This is a genomic window from Kibdelosporangium aridum, assembly GCF_900176515.1.
Classification (GTDB): Bacteria; Actinomycetota; Actinomycetes; order Mycobacteriales; family Pseudonocardiaceae; genus Kibdelosporangium; species Kibdelosporangium aridum.
This window is the reverse complement of sequence record NZ_FWXV01000013.1, coordinates 115,630-137,504: the sequence shown is the minus strand read 5'-3', so window position 1 is coordinate 137,504 and position 21,875 is coordinate 115,630. Positions and strand designations below refer to the sequence as shown.

Sequence of the window (21,875 nt, the reverse complement as noted above, 5' to 3'; positions counted from 1 at the left end):
ATGGATCGAGACCGGGATCCGGCCGGACGGGCACGTAATGCCAGGCCACGGGATGGATTGGGGCGGCCGTTGCCCTACGGCGCCGAAGGTGTCGAGCGCCTGCCGGAGGGCATCAGCCGCACGCCCGAGCAGACCTTGAGCGAAGCCCAGAAACTTCTCGACGACGGCAAGCCCTTCCATGCGCACGAGGTGTTCGAGGACGCGTGGAAGGCAGCCGACGAGCCTGAGCGCGCGCTGTGGCGTGGTTTGGCCCAGATCGCGGTTGGCTTGACTCACGCCGCGCGCGGCAACGAGGCTGGCGCCGAGGCGTTGATTCAGCGCGGTGTCGACAACATATGGCCTTATGAGGTTGATCCGCCTTATGACATTGACATCGCCGGGTTGTTGCGTTGGGCTGAGAATCCGACGGGAGTACCTAGGCTTTACGCGGAGCCGCCGGGTCCGTAAAGCCCGGGTCCGGTGATGGTGATTCCGGACAGGAATTCCCGAGAACCGTCGTAGGCGTTCGCAATCAATTCCGCGGTGTGCCCGAAATCCAACGGCGTCACCGCTTTGACCGGCGCACCCGGCAGGTAGACGACCGGGACTTCTGACGCCGCGCGCTCGGACTCCAGCTCCGCCTGGTTGCGCATCCCGAGCGTCGCCCAGAACAACACCGCGTCCGCCAGCGTCTCGGGGACACGAGGCAGGTGCCCGGGAAACGCACAGTCGAGAATCACCACCGACTTCGCGCCCAGGGCAAGCGCTTGCCTGATCGGCACGTTCGCGATCACGCCGCCGTCGTACAACACGTGCCCTTCGTGGAACACGGGCGGATAGATGCCCGGAATGGCACTGCTCGCCAGGATCGCTGGCGTCAACGGCCCTGAGTTGAGCAACACCGCTTTGCCGGTCAGCGCGTCCACCGCGACCGCACCGAACGGCAGGCTCAAATGAGCGAAGTCATCCACGCCTTCAAGCTCAGTCCTGATGATCTCCGCCAGCCCTGTGTTGGGAAACAGGTGGTTGCGGTGCTGGCGCAGCGTCCGCAACTGCGCGAGCGGCCCACCGGGGAACACCCTGGCCCGGGTCATCCGATGCCAGATGGCCTCGAGCCTGGTCGGCGCGTTCTGCGGGTCCAGTGCGAGCAACGCACCGTTCACCGACCCGACCGAGGTCCCGACGACCAGGTCAGGCTCGATCGCGCGCTCCGCGAGCGCCCGCAGCATCCCCACCTGGCCCGCGCCGAGGCTGCCGCCCCCGCCCAGGACAAACGCCACCGGCTTGGGCAGTTCGATCTCGTCCACGAGCACATTGTTCACAAGTCGCGGGGTTCGGGTACCTGGAACCATGCGGTTTCGCGATCGGGAAGATGCCGGACGGCGACTGGCTGACCAGCTGGAACACTATCGGGGTCACTCGGACGTGCTCGTGCTCGCGGTGCCGAGGGGTGGGGTGCCGGTCGCCAGAGTGGTCGCTGACCGGCTCGGCGTGCCGATGGATCTGCTGCTCGTGCGCAAGCTGGGGGTGCCGGGGCAGGAGGAGCTCGCGATGGGGGCGATCGCGGACGGTGACATCGTGCTCAACCAGGAGGTGGCCCGGCACGTCCCCCAGCACGAGATCGACCGGGTGATCGAGTCCGAGCAGGCAGAACTCCACCGCCGCAACACCGCCTACGGGCGGACCCCGCTGGACGTCAGGAACAAGACAGCGATCGTGGTGGACGACGGCCTCGCGACCGGCGCGAGCATGCGGGCCGCGGTGCAGGCGTTGCGGCAGCGAGGGCCCGGCAAGATCGTTGTGGCTGTGCCGACGGCTCCGGCGCATACCTGTCGGGCGTTCACGCGGATCGTTGACGAGGTTGTCTGCGTGACGATGCCTGAGCCATTCGGCGCTGTTGGCCGGGCGTACAAGGACTTCAGCCAGGTCAGCGACGGCGAGGTGCGTGAGTTGTTGGCGGCCGGGCCGGGTGACCGGCCCGGCCGCTAGGGCATCAGGAGCGCAGGCTGCGCGGACGCATGTCGGTCCAGACCTCGTCCACGTAGTCGGTGCACTCCTGCTTGCTGCCCGCCTTGCCCACCGCGTGCCATCCGCCCGGGATCGCCAGGTCGGCGGGCCACAGTGAGTATTGGTCCTCGTCGTTGCGCAGGACTTGGTAACGGGCGTTGTCGTCCATTGTGGATGTCCTTTCTAGACAGATACCGGGAACCGGCGCAGTACCGGGCTGACTGTGACGAGCAAAGAGACCGCGGCCATGCCCGCGGTGCACCAGAGCACCGCGACAGTGCCATCGACGAACTCCACCAGCACGCCGCCCGCGGCAGGTCCGGCGGCTGCCGCTGCGCCGACGACGACGTTCATCACGCCGCTCAACCTGCCGCGCAGGTCGTCTGGGGTGAGCAGCAACTGGTGGGTGTTGATGGTTGTGTTGGCTGTCGGCGCGAGGAAGGACATGCCCGCGAACAACGCACCGAGCACGTATCCGTTGGGCGCCAGGATGGTTAACGGGGTGAGCAGCGTGACCATCCAGAACACGGCCATGATGGACACCCACGGGTGCAGGATCCGGTGCAGTGTCGGCGCGAGCAGCGACCCGAGCAAGCCGCCGAACCCGAGCATCGCGGCCATCAGGCCGATCTGCCCCGCAGGCACTCCCCTGGCGTTGGCCAGCACGATGATCACGATGTAGAACGCGTTGAAAAAGAAGTTCAGGCTCACCGCGCACAGCGCGGTCACCCGGACATGCCGATGGCTCCACACCCACCGCAGGCCTTCGGCTATCTCCTTGCCGATGTTCCCGATCGGCGCCCGCTCGACCTCGCGATACGGAACCCGCAGGAATGCCAACGAGATCAGCGAGATCAGGTGCGTGATCATGTCCACAAGGAACGGCACGACCCGGCCGATCGCGAACAGGACGCCACCGAGCGCGGTTCCGGCCATCTGGCCGATCGACGACCGGGCCGCATTCAGCGAGATCGCCGTCGCCAGCTGTTCTTCGGGTACCAGCCGAGTCAGACACGCGTCCTCAGCTGGTTCGAACAAGGCACGGCAGACTCCCATGATCACCGCGACCAGCACCATGTGCGCCAAACTCGCGCTGTCCCACCACAAGGCGAGCGCCAGGCTGCCGACCGCCGCGGCCATCGCGGCCTCACACCACAGCATGATCCGCTTGCGGTCCCAGCGATCCACGAGCGCTCCCGCGGGCAGCCCGGCCAGCAGCTGTGCCGCGGCATCGGCTCCGAGGACCAAACCGGACGCCGCAGGTGAGCCCGTGATCGCCAGTACCAGCAAGGGGAACGCGATCATCGTGGTGCTGAAGCCGACCTCGGAGACTGCTTGGCCGGCCCACAGCAAGGTGTAGTTCCGGTTACGCCGCAACGGAACGGTCGTCATCGGCACTCCTCGGCCATCGTCCTGAGGGCTTGTGCGAACTTCTCGACCAGTGCTTCGACCGTGGCGCGCCGGTAGCGGTCGGACCGGAAGTACCAGGAGAACCCGAGCCGGCCGTCGCCGACCTCGCCGACGATGTCGATCAGGTGCTCGGGCACCGCGTTCTCGTCCTGTTCCTGGCCGATGGACGTCTTCATCGCCCGATACAGTCCCGACGAGACACCGCCGGAGTCGAACTGGCCGAGGTAGTTGAACGAGACTTGCGGGCGTGGAATCTCCGGCAGACGGTCGGTGAGGTACCGCAGCGGGCCGTAGCCGAAGCCGTTGCGCGGGACCGCACGCATCTGTTTGCGGACAGACCTGACAATGTCACGCCAGCGTCCATCAGGGACAGTGAGGGTGACCGGGAACATCGATGTGAACCATCCGACGGTCCTCGACAGGTCGACGTCGTCCAGGACGTCTTCCCGGCCGTGGCCTTCGAGATCGAACGAAACCAGGCCGTCCTCGGCCAATGCCCAAGCACATGCCGCCAGCAACACATCGTGCAGCCCGGTGCGATACGCGGTCGGGGCTCCACGCAGAAGTGCGTCGGTGTCCTCGGCGCTGAGCAGCACTGACACCGAGTCGACCGGGCCAGTCCCCTGGTGGTCCACCGGCATTTCGACGACCCGCACCCCGGACCAGAAGTCCAGTTCCTGGTCGAAGCCGCCCTCCTGAACGTGCTCGGTGAGCTTGCGTGACCAGTCGCGGAACGAGGTCGTCTTGGCGCCGAGGTCTATTGGCGAGCCGCGCAGTGCCTGGTGATAGGCGGTGTCGAGGTCGTCGAGAAGCACTCGCCACGACACCCCGTCGACCACAAGGTGATGCACGACGATCAACAGCTGCTGGTTGTCGAACAGCACAGCCTTGATCAGCGGGCCAGTCCCGATGTCGAAGCTCGCGTGCACACTGTCGGCGAACCCCACCATGTCCACATCGGACACCACTTGAAGGATCTCGGCGGGCGAAATCGGGGCGTTCTCCTGCGACCATGAGCCATCCGTGCACGAGAACCGCATGCGCAGAGCGTCGTGGTGCACAACCAACGCCTCGAAGGCCGACCGCAGCGCGTCGACCTTGACATCCGGCGCCAGCTCGACCAGGTGTGATTGGTTGAAGTGGTGCGGGTTTCCTTGCCGTTCGGTGAAGAACCACCGCTGGATCGGCGTGAGCGGAACCGGCCCGACCACGGGCGCACGGTCGTCTTCGGTGGCTTCGATCACGGTCACCAGCGGCGCCATGGACGCGATGGTCTGGTGCAGGAACACGTCCTTGGTGGCGATCCGCAGCCCGGCCTGCCTGGCCCTGGCCACCACCTGGATGCTCAGGATCGAGTCGCCGCCCAGCTTGAAGAAGCTGTCGTGCACACCGACCCTGGGCAAGCCGAGAACATCGGCCCAGATCTCGGCCAACGCCGTCTCGATCGGCCCTTCGGGCGCGACATATCCCTCGTCCGATCCGGCTTCGGGTTCAGGCAAGGCGGCGCGATCGACCTTGCCGTTCGGGCTCATCGGCACCGAGTCCAAGGCCATGAACGCGGCCGGGATCAGGTACTCAGGCAGGCTCTGGCCGAGGAACTCCCGAATGTCTTCCGGGACGACCGGCACGGTGTACGCGATCAAGCGCTTGTGCCCGTCGTCCTCCCGGAGCACGGCGACAGCGGACCGCACCGCAGGATGCGACCGCAGGGCGGCTTCGACCTCACCGAGCTCGATCCGGAAGCCGCGGATCTTCACCTGGTCGTCGGCCCGGCCGAGGAACTCCAGTTCACCGTGCACGGTCCAGCGCACCAGGTCACCGGTCCGGTACATCCGGCTGCCGTCACCCAACGGGTTGGCCACGAACCGTTCCGCGGTGAGCCCAGGCCGGTTCAAATACCCACGGGCCAGTCCAATGCCTGACACGTAAAGCTCTCCGGCGACACCGATCGGCACGGGCCGCAACGAACCGTCCAGCACATGCACTTGGGTGTTCCAGATCGGCCGGCCGATCGGCGGCGAGCCACCGGCCGTCAATGGCGAGCTCCACGACGTGACCACAGTGGACTCGGTCGGGCCGTAGGCGTTGATCATCCGGCGACCGGAAGCCCATCGGGCCACCAGCTCGGCCGAGCACGCGTCACCGCCGACGATCAGGCACCGGAAGTCCGGCAATGGAACGTCAGGCACAGTCGCCATCGCGGCGGGCGGGATCAGCGCGTGCGTCACCCGGTTGTCCCTGAGCACCTCAGCCAAGTGCTCTCCCAGCAGAGGTCCTGGTGGCGGGACGACCAGGCTCGCGCCGACCGGCAGTGACATGCAGAGTTCCAGTACCGATGCGTCGAAGCTCGGCGACGAGAATTCCAGCACCCGGTCTCCTGGCCGGACATCGAAGTGCGCGCATTCCGCTGCGGAGAACGACGCCAGACCGGCATGGCTGACCACGACACCCTTTGGCCGGCCGGTCGAGCCGGACGTGTAGATCACGTAGGCCGGGTGCTCCAGCCTCCGGTCGACCAGGAGATTGCTTGAGTCGCCGTCCACGTCCTCGGCCGACGTCAGGACGAGCACCGGTGCGGCGTCGGCCAGCATGAAGTCGATCCGGGCCTGCGGGTAGGCCGGGTCCACGGGCAGGAAGGCCGCCCCGGTCTTCGCCACGGCCAGCTCGGCGACGATGATCTCCACCGAACGCGGCAACATCACCGCCACGATCCGTTCCGGTCCAGCGCCCCGCGCGACGAGTCGCCGTGCCAGCCGATTCGCCCGTGCATTGAGCTCGGCATACGTCATCGCTCCGCCTTCGAACACCAACGCGGGCGCGTCAGGCGTGCGGGCAACCTGCGCCTCCACCAACTCCGGGAAAGTGAAGGGTTTGACGTCGCGCGCGGTGTCGTTCCACGCGTCCAGCAGTTGCTGCTCAACCGGCGTGAGTGCTGGGATTTCCCGGATCGGACGATGCGGATCCTCGGCGACAGCGGACAAAACCATCGTCAGGTGCTCGGTGAACCGCTGAATCGTCGTCGCGTCGAACAGATCCGTGTTGTACGTGACGACTCCGTGCAAGCCCTCGGCGGTTTCCCTGAATTCCAAGGTGATGTCGAAGCTCGCGGTCACCACAGGAAGGTCAAGGTCCTCAGCTGTCAGCCCTGGGAGCTCGACCGAGCCGCCCGGCGTGTTCTGCAGTACGACCATGACCTGGAACAGCGGAGTCCTGCTGGTGTCCCTGTCGGGTTGGACCGCGTCGACCACGTGCTCGAACGGCACGTCCTGGTGCGCGAACGCCTCCAGCACGGTCTCCCTGACCTCAGCCAGGAACTCCGCGAAGGTCCTAGCAGTGTCTACAGTGGATCGGAGAACCAGGGTGTTGACGAAGAACCCGACCAAGCGCTCGAGTTCGGCGCGTTCCCGGCCCGAGGTGACCGTGCCGATCGCGATGTCGTTCTGCCCGGACCACCGCTGCAGGACCACTTGACATGCCGCGACAAGCGACATGAACAGCGTGGTGTTGGGCGACTTCAATGCGTCCACGGACGGCAGTTCGAATTCGAGGATGTCACCGTTGTCCGTGTGCACAGGCGGCCGTGGCCGGTCGGTCGGCAGTTCCACTGGCGCGACACCGTCCAGGCGGTTGCGCCAGTAGTCGAGGTGCCCGCTGGAGTCCTGTTCCCGTTGCCACGCGGCGAAGTCCGCGTACTGGATCGGCAGATCGGGCAGATCGGCAGTAGTGCCGGTGAGTTCGGCCCGGTACAGCTCGGCCAGGTCGTTCATCAGCACCCCACCCGACCAGCCGTCGGTCACGATGTGATGCATGATCAACCCGAGCACGTGCTCGTCCGGCCCGATCCGCAGCAGCCGAGCCCTCAGCAGCGGGCCAGTCGAGAGATCGAACGGCCTGCGACTCTCCTCCACCAGCGCTTGCTCGACATCGGACACTTCCAGGACGGACAGTGGCACGTCGAAGTGATCGTGCACGATCTGAACGCCCTTGCCATCGACCGACTCGAACGTCGTCCGGAGTGACTCGTGCCGCGCGACCAAGGCGTTGAGAGCGCGGGAAAGCGCGTCCGTGTCGAGTTCACCGTAAAGGCGGACGGCCAGTGGTGTCACGTATTCCGTGCTGTCCCGATCGAACTCGTGCAGGAACCACAGCCGCTGTTGAGCGTACGACAACGGCAACACGGAATCTCGCGCACGCACAGAGATTCTGGCGCCCGAATCAAGCGCGATGGCGGCTGCCAGACCGGACACCGTTGGCGTGTCGAACACCGCCCGCGCGGAGACCTCAGCTCCCAAGACGGCCCGGATCCGCGAGATGACGCGGATGCTCATGATCGAGTCTCCGCCCAGCTCGAAGAAGTTGTCGTGCGCACCGACCCGGTCCACATCGAGCAGGTCGGCCCAGATCTCGGCGACCACGCGTTCGACCGCGGTCTGCGGTTCGACGTACTGAACGGCGTCGATCGCCGGATCGGGCAACGCTCGGCGATCGAGCTTTCCGTTGACCGTGAGCGGCAGTTCGTCCAGGCCGACAAACGCTGACGGCACAAGGTAGTCCGGCAGCATCCGGGTCGCGAACTCCTGCAACGCCGGATCCAGCGACGGGACGACGTAAGCGATGAGCTTCTTGTCCCGGGCGATCACCGCGATGTCCGAGACGCTCGGATGCGCGGCCAGCACCGCCGCCACCTCGCCCGGCTCGATCCGGAAACCACGGATCTTGACCTGGTCGTCGATCCTGCCGAGGTACTCCAGAACACCGGTCCACCGCACGACATCACCGGTGCGGTACATGCGTTCACCGGAGTGGAACGGGTCGGCGATGAAGCGCTCAGCGGTGAGCCCAGGCCGGTCCAGGTAGCCACGAGCAAGCCCGGCACCGGCGATGTACAGCTCCCCTGGCACGCCAGGCGGAACGGGCTGCAACCGGTGATCCAGTACGTAGGTGCGCGTGTTGTCCAGTGGTCGTCCAATGGGGACGGAGTCCGGAGTCTCAGCCAGCGGATGACAGGTCGCGAAGGTCGTCGTCTCCGTTGGCCCGTAGACATCGAACACAGTCGTGTCGGGACAGGCTTCCTGAACCCGCCGGATTGCCGATGCGGGAACAGCTTCGCCACCGGTCCACACCTCGCGTACGCCAGTCAGACACCCGGGATCGTCTGCGGCCACCATGCGGAACAAGCCGACGGTCAGGAACAGAGCCGTCACGTCCCGTTCGGTGATCATCTGCCGGAGCAGCGTTGTGTCGACCTCACCGGGAGGAGCGACGACGACCGAGCCGCCGTTGAGCAACGGCACCCAGATCTCGTATGTCGACGCGTCAAACGCCTGCGGTGAGTGGAAAAGCACGCGCTCATGGCAGCGCAGTCGTTGATCCTGAGCCAAGGCCACGACATCGCGGTGCCGAACCGCCACACCTTTCGGTTTGCCGGTCGACCCCGAGGTGTACATGACGTACGCGAGCTGATCGGGATGAACCGGGGCGCCCGGGTTGTGGTCAGGGCCGTCCCCTGCGACCAGGACGACGTCTCCACTGTGGACCTGGGAAGCCACGGACTGCCAAGCGTCATCGGTGACGAGTACTGACACTCCGCTCTCAGTCAGCAGTGAACGCAACCGGTCCAGCGGTGCCCGGCTGTCCAGCGGCAGGTAGGCGCCGCCAGCCTTGACAATGGCCAGCAGAGCGATCACCAGGTCGGCCGAGCGTTCCATCAGGACACCGACGCGCTCCTCCGGTTGCACCGAGAGCCGGTGGGCCAGCCGGTTCGCGAGCGCGTTGACCTCGCGATATGTCAGGTGGTCGACGGCGAGCGCATCCGGCGTACGGTCCACTTGCGCCTCGAACAGCTTGGGAATCGACGCGTCCGGCAGCTCGGTCACCGCGCCCGTCCACTCGGCCAGCAGGCGTTCGTGCTCGGCCTCGGTCAGCCACGGCAAGGTGTCGACGGGCTGGTCGAGTGCGTCCGGCAGTGCCGAGATGAGCAGGCGCAAGCGTTTGGCCATCCGCTCGACGGTCAGCGGGTCGAACAGCTTCGGGTCGTACGCGAGTTCGACGTGGAGCTGATCATCGAGGTACGCCCGGACAGCGAGCGGCAGGTTCGTGGTGTCGACGCCCTCGATCTCCTCGACTCCGGGCGCACCCGGAATCGTCTCCGCGCCGATCGGGTAGTTCTCGAACGCCACGAGGCTGTCGAACAGGTTCTGCACCCCGGACAACGCCTGCACCCTGCTCAGCGCGGTGTACTCGAAACGTCTCGATTCGGCCTGAGCGCGCTGGATCGCGCCGAGCCAGTCGGCGAGCGGCTGCTGGCCGTCGATCTTGACCCGCGTCGGCACGGTGTTGATGAACATGCCGATCATCGATTCCACGCCGGGCAACTCGGCGGGACGTCCGGACACAGTGGTCCCGAAGACGATGTCCCGTTCACGGCTGTACCGCGACAACAACAGCGCCCACGCGCCTTGCACCAACGTGTTGACGGTCAGCCCGCGGCGACGCGAGATTTCCAGCAGCCGATCGGAGGGCACGGCTAGCGAGACTGCGGCACACGACTCGCTCTGGTGGGACGCTGCCGGCGGCCGGTCGAACGGTAGCGGAGTCGGTGACTCGAACCCGGCAAGCACTTCGCGCCAGTGCCGGTCGGCTGCCTCGGTGTCCTGGTTGCTGAGCCACTCCAGGTAGTCGCGGAACGGCCTGCGGTGCACCGGGGTGTACTGACCGGCGTACCGCTCGATGACTTCAGTGAACACCTGCGCGTTGCTCCAGCCGTCGAGGAGCATGTGATGCGAGGTCCACACCAGATCGACCTCGTTGCCGGGCAGTTGTGTGATCGCCAGGCTCATCAGGGGTGCCTGAGTGAGGTCGAGTTCGTCATCCGAGTTGACCGGCAACCGCACGTCACTGTGGACGATCTGGATGGGTTCATCCTCCCAGCGCACAGAGGTACGCAGGATCGGATGGGCGTCCACAGTCGCCTGCCACGCGTCGATCAGCCGCTGGACGTCCGTGACGTTGGTCAGGCGCAGCCGGGTCTCGTTGAAGTACGCCTTGTTGTCGGTCAGGCTGTGGAACAGCATGCCTGCCTGCAGTGGCGTCAACGGGTAGATGTCCTCGATGCCAGTGCCGAACGAGTCCACCTGTTCCTGGGTGAGCTTCGCCAACGGGAAGTCCGACGGCGTGTAGCCACCTTCGGACTGTCCGCAGTGGGCGATGATCTCTCGCAGGGCCGTGAGCACGTCCTCGGCGACCGTACGGATGGTCTCGTGGTCGTGGATGTTGCTCGAGTACTCCCAGTCGAGACGGAGTTCGCCATCTTCGATCGCACCCGTGATGTCCACGAGGAAACCCCGGTCGTGGCCGGGCGCGACGTCCGAACCGATCCCCGGCAGCGAACGACGGTAGAGGCCCTGTTCCTCGGCTGCACCCCACTGGCCGTGATAGTTGAAACAGATCTCGGGCAGTTCCCCGAGCTCACGTCCGCCGATGTACTTCAACGCCTCGTAGCTCAGGCCGCGATGGGGAATCGCGCGGAGCTGTTCCTTGACCGCCTTGAGCGTCCGGCCCCAGTCAGTACCCGGGACGCGCAGGGACACCGGGAACTGGGTGGTGAACCAGCCGACGGTCTGGGACAGGTCGAGGTCGTCGAAGATCTCCTCGCGGCCGTGACCTTCCAGTGTCACGGCCACTTCATCCTGACCGGTCCACCGACCAAGCGCACGACCAAGCGCGCTCAGCAGCACATCGTTGACCTGAGTCCGATAGACGCCGGGGACGTCATGCAGCAACGCTGTGGTCTCGGCACGACTGAGCCGGACTTGGACGTTCCGCGCGGACTCGGCCGTGTTCTGTCCACTGTGGTCAATCGGGATGGCGAACTGGGTCGGCGTCCAGGAATCATCCTGGAACGCGCCGGACTGCACGTACTCGACGAGCCTGTGCGCCCACTGGCGGAACGAAACACCCTTCGGCCTGAGGTCCACCGGACGCCCGGCCTTGATCTGGTGATACGCCGTTTCCAAGTCGCCCAGCAGGATCCGCCAGGACACGCCGTCGATCGCCAGGTGGTGGACGGTCAGGAACAACCTACGGCCGGGGAACAGCACCGCACGCAGCATCGGGCCGTGCTCGAAGTCCACACTGGCCTGAGCCGCCACTGCGGTTTCGTAGTCCTCGCCCTTGCGGAAGACGTCATGCGCAGGACCGACGTCCTGCCGCCACTCGCCGTCGACCTTGAAGAACCGCGTTCGGAGGGACTCGTGGCGCTCGACAACGGCCTCGATCGCGGCGCGCAGAGCGTCCTCGTCCAGATCCTCCGCCAGCTCCACGAACATGGACATGGTGAAGTGCTTGGGCGCGCCATGCTCGAAGAACCAGTGCTGGATCGGAGTCAGCGGCGCCGGTCCAGCAATCTCAGGAAGCTCATGGGTCTGCGAAGCCGTTGTCACCGCGGCCAAACGAGCGACCGTTGGGTGCAGGAAAACGTCCTTGGACGTGACCCGCAGTCCCGCCTGCCGCGCACGGGACACCACCTGGATGCTCAGGATGGAGTCGCCACCGAGGGCGAAGAAGTTGTCTTCCACGCCGACCTTCGCGATACCCAGCACCTCGGCCCAGATGTCGGCCAGGACCTGTTCCACCGGGGTCCGAGGGGCGACATGCGCGGTCTCGACGTTGATCTCCGGATCGGGCAGTGCCCGGCGGTCCAGCTTGCCGCTGATGGTCAGCGGTAACCGGTCCAGCTCGACGAACACCGATGGCACCAGGTAGTCCGGCAAAGTCTGGCTCACGTACTCACGCAGGCCGGACGTCGGGCCGACCACGTACGCGACAAGCCTGTTGTCCCGGGCGATCACCGCCGCGGCCCGCACCGACGGATGCCCAAGCAGACGCGCCTCGACTTCACCCGGCTCGATCCGGAAGCCACGGATCTTGACTTGGTCGTCCGTCCGGCCGAGGAACTCCACGCCCGCGCCTGTCCAGCGAACACGGTCACCGGTCCGGTACATCCGGCCAGGCTCGAACGGGTCCGCCAGGAACCGGGCCGCCGTCAGACCTGGCCGGTTGCGGTAGCCGCGAGCAACTTGGGGCCCAGCAAGGTAGAGCTCGCCGGGGACGCCTTCAGGTACCGGCTGTAGGTAGTCGTCCAGAACGTACGCCCGCAGGTTGTGCAGCGGCACGCCGATCACCGGGCGGTCACCCGTGACTCGGCAGGACAACGCGTCCACAGTGCACTCGGTCGGGCCGTAGAAGTTGTACGCCTCCACGTCATGAAGTTGCTGCCACAGCTGGGTGTCCAGAGCCTCGCCGCCGAGCATCAGCACTCGCGCGTGATCCAGCAAGCCTGCCGGGATCAGCTGTCGCAGGTAGGACGGAGTGAGGTCGAGGAAGTCGATCCTGTTCGCGGCGACGTACTCGACCAAGGCATCCGGATCGCGGCGGGTGTCGTCGTCGATCAGGTGCAGTTCGTGGCCGTCGGCCAGCAGCACCAGGCCTTCCAGCGAGGTGTCGAACGAGAACGCGGCTGTCAATGCCACGCGCATGTCCGGCGGGAACACCGCACGGTGATTGGCCAGGAGGTTGACGAGCTGCCGGTGTTCGACGACAACGCCTTTGGGCTGACCGGTCGAACCCGAGGTGTAGATGATGTACGCCGCGTGGTCGCTTCGCAGCGCCCGGACCGGGTTCGAACATTCACCGGAATCAGGCAGGTTCTCCAGCACCAGCAGCGGTTTTGTGTCGTCGAGAACGAATTTCCTTCGGTCGTCGGGTAGATCGGGGTCGAGCGGGAGGTACACCGCACCGGCCTTGAACACCGCCAGGATCGCCACGACCATGTCGGTGGTCCGCGGCAGGCTCAGCGCAACCACTTGCTCAGGCCCGGCGCCGTGCGAGATCAGCCAGTGCGCCAGTCGATTCGCGCGAGCGTTCAACTCGGCAAAGGTCAGTACCTCGTCTCGGAAGACCAGAGCTGTCTTGTCCGGTGTGCGTGCGGCCTGAGCCTCGAACAGCTCGGGGTAGGTCGCGTCAGGCACCGCGACCGTGGTCGTGGGTATCCGGTCGTCCGCTGCCAGGAGTGTCCCTAGCCTCCGGTCCCCCTCGATCGCGGCCAGCAGAGTCCTCAGATGGTCGACCAAGCGCTCGATCGTCGCCGCGTCGAAGAGGTCCGTGTTGTATTCGACCGCGCCGAGCAGGACGTCGTCGTGTTCCTGGAACTCGAAGGTCATGTCGCAGGCGGCCGATACGACCGGAACCACGACCTCGTCGACCTGCAGGCCGTTCAGCCTGGGCACCGACTCCGGGGTGTTCTGCAGCAACACCATCACGTCGAACAACGGGTTACGGCTGGTGTCGCGCTGCGGCTGCACGGCGTCGACGACCCGTTCGAACGGGACTTCCTGATTGGCGAACGCAGCCAGGACGTTCTCCCGGACGTCGCTGAGGAAATCGTCGAAGGTCGCCGAGAGGTCCACAGTGGACCGAAGCACCAGGGTGTTGATGAAGAAGCCGACCACCCGCTCGAGCTCCGCGCGTTCCCGGCCGGAAGCGACCGTGCCGATGGCGATGTCGTCCTGCCCGGAGTACCGGGCCAGCAGGACCTGACATGCCGCGATCAGGGTCATGAACAGGGTGCTGTCCTTGGCCCGTGCGACCTCACGCAGCCGGGCCGTCACGTCCGCGGGGATCGTGAACTCGGTCATCGCGCCCGCTGACGTGAACACCGATGGCCGTGGCCGGTCGGTCGGCAGGTCCAGGGGCTCGATTGCGTCCAGCTTGCGCCGCCAGTAGTCGAGCTGACCGGTCAGGACCGGCTCGGACAGCCGTTCCCGCTGCCACGCCGCGAAATCCGCGTACTGGATCGGCAGATCTTCGAGCGGGGAGCCGTTGTACAGGGCGCTGAGGTCGTCGGTCAGCACACCGGTCGACCATCCGTCGGTGATGATGTGGTGCAGGCTCAGCACCAGGACGTGGTCCACATCGGAGATCCGGATCAGCAACGGCCGGAACAACGGGCCGGTGCTCAGGTCGAACGGCCGCCTGCTCTCGATGGCGAGAACCCGATCGAGCTCGGTTTCCGGCAGGTCGATCACGGGCAGCTCGATCGCCGACGGCGGGTGGATCACCTGTGTCTGCGACGGAAACGTGGTCCGCAGTGATTCGTGCCGGGCGACGAGTTCGGTCATCGCGTAGGTGAGCCGGTCGACGTCCAGTTCGCCGCGCAGCCGCAAGACCGTCGGAGTGATGTACTCGGAGCTGTCCGGCTCGAACTGGTCAAGGAACCACAGTCGCTGCTGGGCAAAGGAAAGTGGGACGTTCTCACGCGAAGCCCGTTGAATCGCAGTTTCCTGCCCGCCAAGCGGAATTGCCGCGGCCAGGCCTGCGACGGTCGGGTTCTGGAAGATCACGCGTGGCGAGAGCTGCACACCGAATTCCGCCCGCAGGCGAGCCACCACGGTAATGCTGAGAATTGAATCGCCACCGAGTTCGAAGAAGTTGTCCTGCGCGCCGACTCGCCCGGCACCGAGCACGTCCGACCAAATCTGGGCAACCGCGCATTCCACTCGGCCGACGGGCTCGACATAGCCTTCGCCTACCGAGAAATCAGGGTTCGGCAGGGCGCGCTTGTCGAGCTTTCCGCTTGTGGTCAGTGGCAGTTCGGCAAGGGGAACAAAGGCGGCGGGAACCATGTAGTCCGGCAGGATCTCGCTCAGGTAGGTGCGCAGCCCATCGACTTCGCCCACCACGTAGGCGATCAACCGGCCAGCCCGCGCGATCACGGCCGCTGCCCGCACATCCGTGCGTTGGAGCAGGCGTTGCTCGATCTCACTCGGCTCGATCCGGAAGCCACGGATCTTCACCTGGTCGTCGGCACGACCGAGGTACTCAAGTCCCGAGTCGGTCCAGCGGGCCAGGTCACCGGTCCGGTACATCCGGCCAGGCGCGAAGGGGTTCGCGACGAACCGGTCCGCGGTCAGGCCAGGACGGTTCAGGTAACCACGCGCGAGCTGCGAGCCGGCGAGGTACAACTCTCCGGGAACGCCAGGCGGTACCAGCGACATCTCCTCATCGAGGACGTAAACCTGTTGGTTGGCCAGGGCCCGGCCGATCACCGGCCGGTCGCCCTCGATCCGGCAGGACACAGTGTCCACTGTGGCTTCGGTCGGACCGTAGAAGTTGTACGCGTTCACTCGGACCAGGTGCTGCCAGAGGTCCGCGTCGATCGCCTCGCCACCAATGCTCAACACGGTGGCGACGTCCAGCAACCCCACCGGGATCAGCTGCCGCAGATAGGACGGGGTCAGGTCAAGGAAGTCGATGCCGTTCCTGGTGACGTAGCCGATCAGGGCCACTGGATCCCGGCGGACATCGTCGTCGATCACGTGCAACTCGTTGCCGGTGGCCAGCAGCGCCAAGCCTTCCAACGACGTGTCGAACGAGAACGCCGCGGTCAGGGCCACTCGCATGTCCGGTGGGAAGACCGAACGATGGTTGGCCACCAAGTTGGCCAGTCCTCGGTGTTCGACGACCACACCCTTGGGCAAGCCGGTGGAGCCGGAGGTGTAGATGATGTAGGCGGCGTGATCCATCCGCGGCGGAGCCGGATCCGAGGCTGAGAAGCCTTCGAGATCGGGCATGGCTTCCAGGACGACGGCGGGTTGGGCGTCGTTGAGCATCATGTCCACCCGGGACTCGGGCAGCTCCCGATCGATCGGGAGATACACCGTACCCGCTTTGAACACCGCGAGGATGGCCACGATCATCTCGGCCGTCCTCGGCAGCTTCAGAGCAACGACTTGCTCAGTCCCGGCTCCTTGAGCGATCAGCCAATGCGCCAGCCGGTTCGCCTGAACATTCAGCTGGGCATAGCTGTAGCGCTGGTCTTGGAACACCAGCGCGGTTCGCTCTGGCGTGCGCTGGACTTGCCGCTGGAAGATCTCCGGGTAGGTGTACTCCGGGACTTCCAGCGAGACACCGGCACCCTCAGCCAGGACGAAGTCCTGCTCGGCGGCCGACATCCACGGCACGTCCGCGAGCCGGATCTCCGGATCGAGCCCGGTGATGATCATTTCCAGCCGCTCGGCCATCCGCTGCGCGGTCGTGCGGTCGAACAGCCTTGGGTCGTAAGCGAGTTCCAGGTGCAGGTCGTCGTCCAGGTGTGCTGACAACGTCAACGGGAACGTCGTGTTGTCCTTCGCCTGTACTTCGACCACACGCGGCTCGGTCGTCGCGTCGCTGAGGGGGTAGTTCTCGAACACCACCACGCTGTCGAACGACGCGTGGATCTGGGCCAACGACATGAAGTCGAAGCGCCTCGACTCGCTCTGCGCTGCCTGCAGATCCCTCAGCCAGGCAGCCACGTCCTGGGAACCGGAGACGTCGACACGGGCCGGCACCGTGTTGATGAACATGCCGACCATCGACTCGACCCCTGGCAGCTCCGCGGGCCTGCCGGACACGGTCGTGCCGAAGACCACATCGGACTGCCCGCTGTAGCGCCCGAGCAACAGTGCCCAGGCGCCCTGGACGATCGTGTTGGCAGTCAATCCGTTGCGCTGCGCGACACGGCGAACGTCCGGAATCGTCAGTTTGATCGACTCGGTTGATTCGGCCTGGTGCGCTTCCTGGGGTGGCCGGTCGAACGGCAGTGGCGTCTTCGCGTCCACTCCGGACAGCGTGTCGCGCCAGTACTGCTCGGCGGCTTGGTGATCCTGCGCTGCCAACCATCGCAGGTAGTCGCGGAACGGCCGCCGGGAAACCGCTGTGGGCTTGCGGTACTCGTCGCACACCTCGGCGAAGACCTGGGCGGTGCTCCACCCGTCCATCAGGATGTGATGGGACGTCCAGGTCACCTTGACCCGGTCGGCACCGAGCTGTTCGATCGCGATGCGGGTCAGCGGCGGCTCAGTGAGATCGAAGCCGCCCGATTCAGGTTTCCCATACGTCACAGGCACAGTGACGTCACGGTGGACGACTTGCACGGGCTGGTCGACGTCCTGCCACAGCACGCTCGTACGCAGCACCGGCGTGCGGTCGACGACCCGTTGCCAAGCCGCGCCCAACGCCTGCGGATCGGTGACGCCGTCAAGCACGATCGCGATCTCGTCCACATAGGCGTCGGCTTCCACCAAGCTGTGGAACAGCATTCCGGCCTGCAGCGGCGTCAACGGGTAGACATCCTCGACCGTCCGGCCGAGCCGGTCGATCTGCTGCTGCGTGAGCTTGACCAGAGGGAAGTCCGACGGAGTCCGGCCGCCCGCACCCGGCTCGGCGCAATGCCCGACGATCGCGCGCAGCGCTTCGACGAGGTTCGAAGCCAGCGTGCGGATGGTCTGCTCGTCGTGCGCCTCGGGCGAGTACTCCCAGGTCAGGGCCAGTTCACCGGCTTCGACAAGACCGGTGACGTCCAGCAGGTAGGTCCTCGGTCCGTCCTGCCCGGGGCTTTCCAGCCGATCGCGGATGAACCCACCGGTCAGCTCGAGAGTCCCGTGGTAGTTGAAGCAGATCTGCGGCAACTCACCCACCGGCTCGCCGCCGAGGTACTTCAGCGCCTCGTAGCTCAGTCCCCGGTGCGGGACCGCCCGCACCTGTTCTTTGACGGACTTGAGCGTGTCGCCCCAATCATCGGCCGGCAGCCGCAGGACGAGCGGGAACTGGGTGGTGAACCAGCCGATGGTCCGGGACAGGTCGATGTCGTCGAAGATCTCCTCGCGGCCATGGCCCTCGACCGCGATGGCGACCTCGTCCCGCCCTGTCCAGTCGGACAGGACGCGACCCAGTGCGCTGAGAAGTACCTCGTTGACCTGAGTGCGGTACGCATCAGGCACCGAGTGCAGGAGCGCGTCAGTTTCCGCCGGGGGCAGCCGGACCTCAATACTCTTCGATGATCCGACTGCCTTGTCGTCAACTGGGATCTCGGCTTGCCAATAGCCGATATCGTCCTGGAACCCGCCTGCCGCAACATGATCAGCCAGGCGCCGAGTCCACACACCGAACGGCGTGCTCGCCGGCGGCAGATGCACCGGTTGGCCGGATCGGGCCTGGCGATAGGCGGTCTCCAGATCGCCGAGCAGGATGCGCCACGACACACCGTCCATGACGAGGTGATGCACCGCGATGAACAGCTGGGATCCGGTGAGGACCGTCTTGATCATCCGGCCCTGCGCGAGGTCGAGGCCGTCACGGGTGAACGGCGTGCCGACCTCGAAGATCGCTTCACCTGTCCCGGCCGTCTGCTGACTGTCCGAGAATGACGTGGTCAACGCTGGGTGATGTGCGACGACGGCTTCGAAGGCAGTCCGCAGCGCCGATGCGTCGATGTCCGGTTCGAGTTCAAGCAGCACGGACATCGTGTAATCGGGCAACTGGCCGTGCGTCTGGAAGAACCAATGCTGGATCGGGCCAAGCGGTGCCGGTCCGACCGGCTCCTGTGCGGGCGTGTCGGCTTCGGTCGCGAGCCGGGCACCGGTCGCGAGTTCGGCAATGGTCTGATGCCGGAAGATGTCCAGCGAGGTCAGCCGGATTCCGGCCTGGCGGGCTCGGGAGACCACCTGGATGCTGAGGATCGAGTCGCCGCCGAGGCCGAAGAAGTTGTCCTCGACCCCGATCCGGCCGACGCCAAGTACTTCGGTCCAGATCCGGACCAGCTCGCGTTCGATTTCGGTGCGGGGTTCGACAATTCCGCGCGCTTCGGAACCGAAATCCGGTTCCGGCAGGGCGCGCCGGTCGACTTTCCCGCTGGAGGTCAGCGGCAGCTCGTGGAGTTCGACGAACACCGACGGGACCATGTAGTCGGGCAGGATGCCCTTCAACCAGCCACGCAGGTCGAGCGCACCGACCGGGACAACGTACGCGACCAAGCGCTTGTGCCCGTTGTCTTCCCTGGCCACGACCACGGCCTCGGCCACACCGGGATGGCGCAGCAGCGCGGCCTCGACCTCGCCCGGCTCGATCCGGAACCCGCGGATCTTGACCTGGTCGTCGGTACGGCCCAGGTATTCCAGGCCGGTGTCCGTCCAGCGGGCGCGGTCGCCCGTGCGGTACATCCGCGTGCCGGGCTCAAAGGGGTTGGCAATGAACCGATCCGCGGTCAACCCTGGCCGGTTCAGGTAGCCGCGCGCGACTTGCGCCCCGGCCAGGAACAACTCGCCGGGAATACCAACGGGTTGCGGGCGTAGCCGGTCATCAAGGACGTAAGCCTGCAAGTTCTGCAATGGCAGCCCGACGACGGGTCGGTCCCCGGTGACCTCGCAGGACAACGCGTCGACCGTGCATTCGGTTGGGCCGTAGAAGTTGTATGCCCGCACGGTCGACTTGGCGAGCTGCTGCCACAGTGATTCGCCGAGTGCTTCGCCGCCGAGCATCAGGATCCGCGCATGGTCCAACAGCCCCGCTGGGATGAGTTGCTGGAGGAACGACGGCGTCAGGTCCATGAAGTCGATGCGCCGGCGGGCCACGTAGTCGACGAGCGCCTCAGGGTCGAGCCGGACCGACTCGTCGATCAGGTGCAGTTCGTGGCCGTCGGCCAGGAACACCAGGCCTTCCAGCGAGGTGTCGAACGAGAACACCGCCGTCAGCGCGACCCGCATGTTCGCCGGGAACTGGGCACGATGGTTGAACAGCAGGTTCACCAGCTGCCGGTGCTCGACCACGACGCCTTTGGGCTTGCCGGTCGAGCCGGACGTGTAGATCACGTAAGCCGCTTGGTCCGGCCGCACCTGGGTAAACGGATCGGTCTCCGGGTTGCCGGAGAGATCTGGCAGTTCGGTCACCACAACGACCGGTGTGGCGTCCTCGACGATCTCCGCGATCCGGTCGGCCGGTTGCTTGGGGTCGACCGGCAGGTACACCGCACCCGTCTTGAACACCGCCAGGATCGCGGCGATCATCTCCGCGGTTCGCGGCAGCGCAAGCGCCACAACGCGTTCCGGCCCGGCACCCTGGGCGATCAGCCAGTGCGCGATCTGGTTGGCCCACGAGTTCAGCTCCGCGAAGGAGTACTCCCTGTCCTGGAAAACGAGCGCTCGTTTGCCCGGGATCCGATGTGCCTGCGCCTCGAACAGCGCCGGATAGGTCACGTCCGGCAAAGGCACAACCACTCCGAGCCCGTCCGGCACCTCACCCAGCGCCAGATCGCCGACAGGAACGCCGGGCGTGGCGGTCACGGCTTCGAGCAGGGCGAGCAAGTGCTTGGCTGTGCGGTCGATGGTCGGTGTGTCGAACAGATCGGTGTTGTACTCGAGCACGCCTTCGACCGCGCCGCCGCGTTCACGGAACTCCACAGTGAGATCGAAGTTCGACGCCCACCGCGGCAGGCTGACCTCCTCGACTTCCAGGCCGGGGAACGTCGGCAGCGGCTTGTCCGCGTTCTGCAGCAGAACCATCACGTCGAACAGCGGATTTCGGCTGAGGTCCCGTTCGGCGTGCACGAGCCGGTCGAACGGCACTGCGTCGTGAGCGAACGCGTCAAGCACGGTGTCACGGACGTCCGTCAGCAACGAGGTGAAGGAACGAGACGAGTCGATTGTGGACCGTACGACGACGGTGTTGACGAAGAATCCGACCAGCCGATGCAGCTCCTCGCGACCACGGCCTGACGTGACTGTGCCGAGAGCGATGTCCTGCTGCCCCGCATACCGCGCGAACAGCACCTTGCACGCGGTGAGCAAGACCGAGAACAACGTCGTGTCACTGGCCCTGGCAAGCTCAGCGAGCCGGGTGACCAGCTCAGCCGGGACCACGAACTCGTGCATCGCGCCCGCTGAAGTGCGGACCGCCGGTCGTGGGTGATCGGTCGGCAACTCCAGCGGCGCGATGCCGTCCAGGTGCTGTTGCCAATAGTCGAGGTGTGGCGTGAGGTCCTGTTCACGCTGCCATACCGCGAAATCCGCGTACTGCAGCGAAGGTTCCGGCAAGGAGCCGCCCGCGTAGAGCGTGCTGAGTTCTTCGGCGAGAACACCCATCGACCAGCCGTCGACCACGATGTGGTGCGAGCTCAGCAGCAGGATGTGCTCGGTCGAGGACAGCCGGGCAAGTGCGGCCCGGAACAGCGGGCCGTTCCTGATGTCGAACGGCTTGCCGAACTCCGCGCGCAGCACATCGTCCACATCGGCTGGTGTGCAGTCCACGATGGAGAGTGGGAGGTCGACGGCGGGGTGCACGATCTGCACACCCTCGCCGTCCACCTCATCGAACGTCGTCCGCATGGACTCGTGCCGCCGCGACAGCTCCTGGAGTGCCGCGGACAGCGCGTCAACGTCCAACTGGCCGGTCAGGCGCAGCGCGAACGCACTGTTGTACTCGTTCTCATCCGGCTGGAACTCACTCAGGAACCACAGCCTGCGCTGGGAGAACGACAGCGGCAGCGGGCCAGTGCGGTCCGCCTTGGCGATCGCGTCCGCCGAGCCCTTGCCTGCGAGTCTTTTGCGCAGCGCTTCCTGCAGGTGTGCGGGCAGCGCGGAGATCCGGTCCGCTCTTGATGCCATGGT

At 65.8% G+C, this 21,875-nt stretch carries 6 protein-coding genes; 2 read left to right on the top strand and 4 right to left on the bottom strand.

Going from position 1 to position 21,875, the window contains the following annotated elements; genetic code table 11:
- Entirely contained in the window at positions 1-447 is a 447-nt protein-coding gene (locus B9C43_RS47705) for a DUF309 domain-containing protein (RefSeq protein ID WP_033382503.1), read from the top strand.
- Here B9C43_RS47705 and B9C43_RS47700 read toward each other — a convergent pair.
- Entirely contained in the window at positions 423-1,286 is an 864-nt protein-coding gene (locus B9C43_RS47700) for a patatin-like phospholipase family protein (protein ID WP_143447109.1), read from the bottom strand. The two genes, B9C43_RS47705 and B9C43_RS47700, sit on opposite strands and share 25 nt — an antisense overlap.
- Positions 1,287-1,329: 43 nt before the next feature.
- On the opposite strand from B9C43_RS47700, the gene B9C43_RS47695 reads away from it, so the two are divergent.
- Positions 1,330-1,968 (top strand): phosphoribosyltransferase, encoded by a 639-nt coding sequence (locus tag B9C43_RS47695; RefSeq protein WP_084433943.1) that lies wholly within the window; start codon positions 1,330-1,332, stop codon positions 1,966-1,968.
- A gap of 4 nt (positions 1,969-1,972) precedes the next feature.
- Here B9C43_RS47695 and B9C43_RS47690 read toward each other — a convergent pair whose 3' ends face one another.
- Genes B9C43_RS47690 through B9C43_RS47680 form a run of 3 tightly spaced genes read right to left on the bottom strand, consistent with a single transcriptional unit; the run spans position 1,973 to position 21,872 of the window.
- Positions 1,973-2,155, bottom strand: a complete 183-nt coding sequence (locus B9C43_RS47690; RefSeq protein ID WP_084433942.1) for an MbtH family protein — start codon at positions 2,153-2,155, stop codon at positions 1,973-1,975.
- Positions 2,156-2,169: 14 nt separating this feature from the next.
- Positions 2,170-3,378, bottom strand: coding sequence for an MFS transporter (locus tag B9C43_RS47685; RefSeq protein ID WP_084433941.1), 1,209 nt, complete (start codon positions 3,376-3,378; stop codon positions 2,170-2,172).
- On the bottom strand, positions 3,375-21,872 hold the full coding sequence (locus B9C43_RS47680; RefSeq protein WP_084433940.1) for a non-ribosomal peptide synthetase: 18,498 nt from the start codon (positions 21,870-21,872) through the stop codon (positions 3,375-3,377). The genes B9C43_RS47685 and B9C43_RS47680 overlap by 4 nt, the downstream gene beginning before the upstream one ends.
- Between the last annotated feature and the right edge of the window lie 3 nt (positions 21,873-21,875).

Excerpts from the sequence above, each read along its gene's own strand:
- B9C43_RS47690 (WP_084433942.1), bottom strand. The coding sequence starts at position 2,155 with ATGGACGACAACGCCCGTTACCAAGTCCTGCGCAACGACGAGGACCAA.
- B9C43_RS47680 (WP_084433940.1), bottom strand. The coding sequence starts at position 21,872 with ATGGCATCAAGAGCGGACCGGATCTCCGCGCTGCCCGCACACCTGCAG.
- B9C43_RS47695 (WP_084433943.1), top strand. The coding sequence starts at position 1,330 with ATGCGGTTTCGCGATCGGGAAGATGCCGGACGGCGACTGGCTGACCAG.
- B9C43_RS47705 (WP_033382503.1), top strand. The coding sequence starts at position 1 with ATGGATCGAGACCGGGATCCGGCCGGACGGGCACGTAATGCCAGGCCA.
- B9C43_RS47685 (WP_084433941.1), bottom strand. The coding sequence starts at position 3,378 with ATGACGACCGTTCCGTTGCGGCGTAACCGGAACTACACCTTGCTGTGG.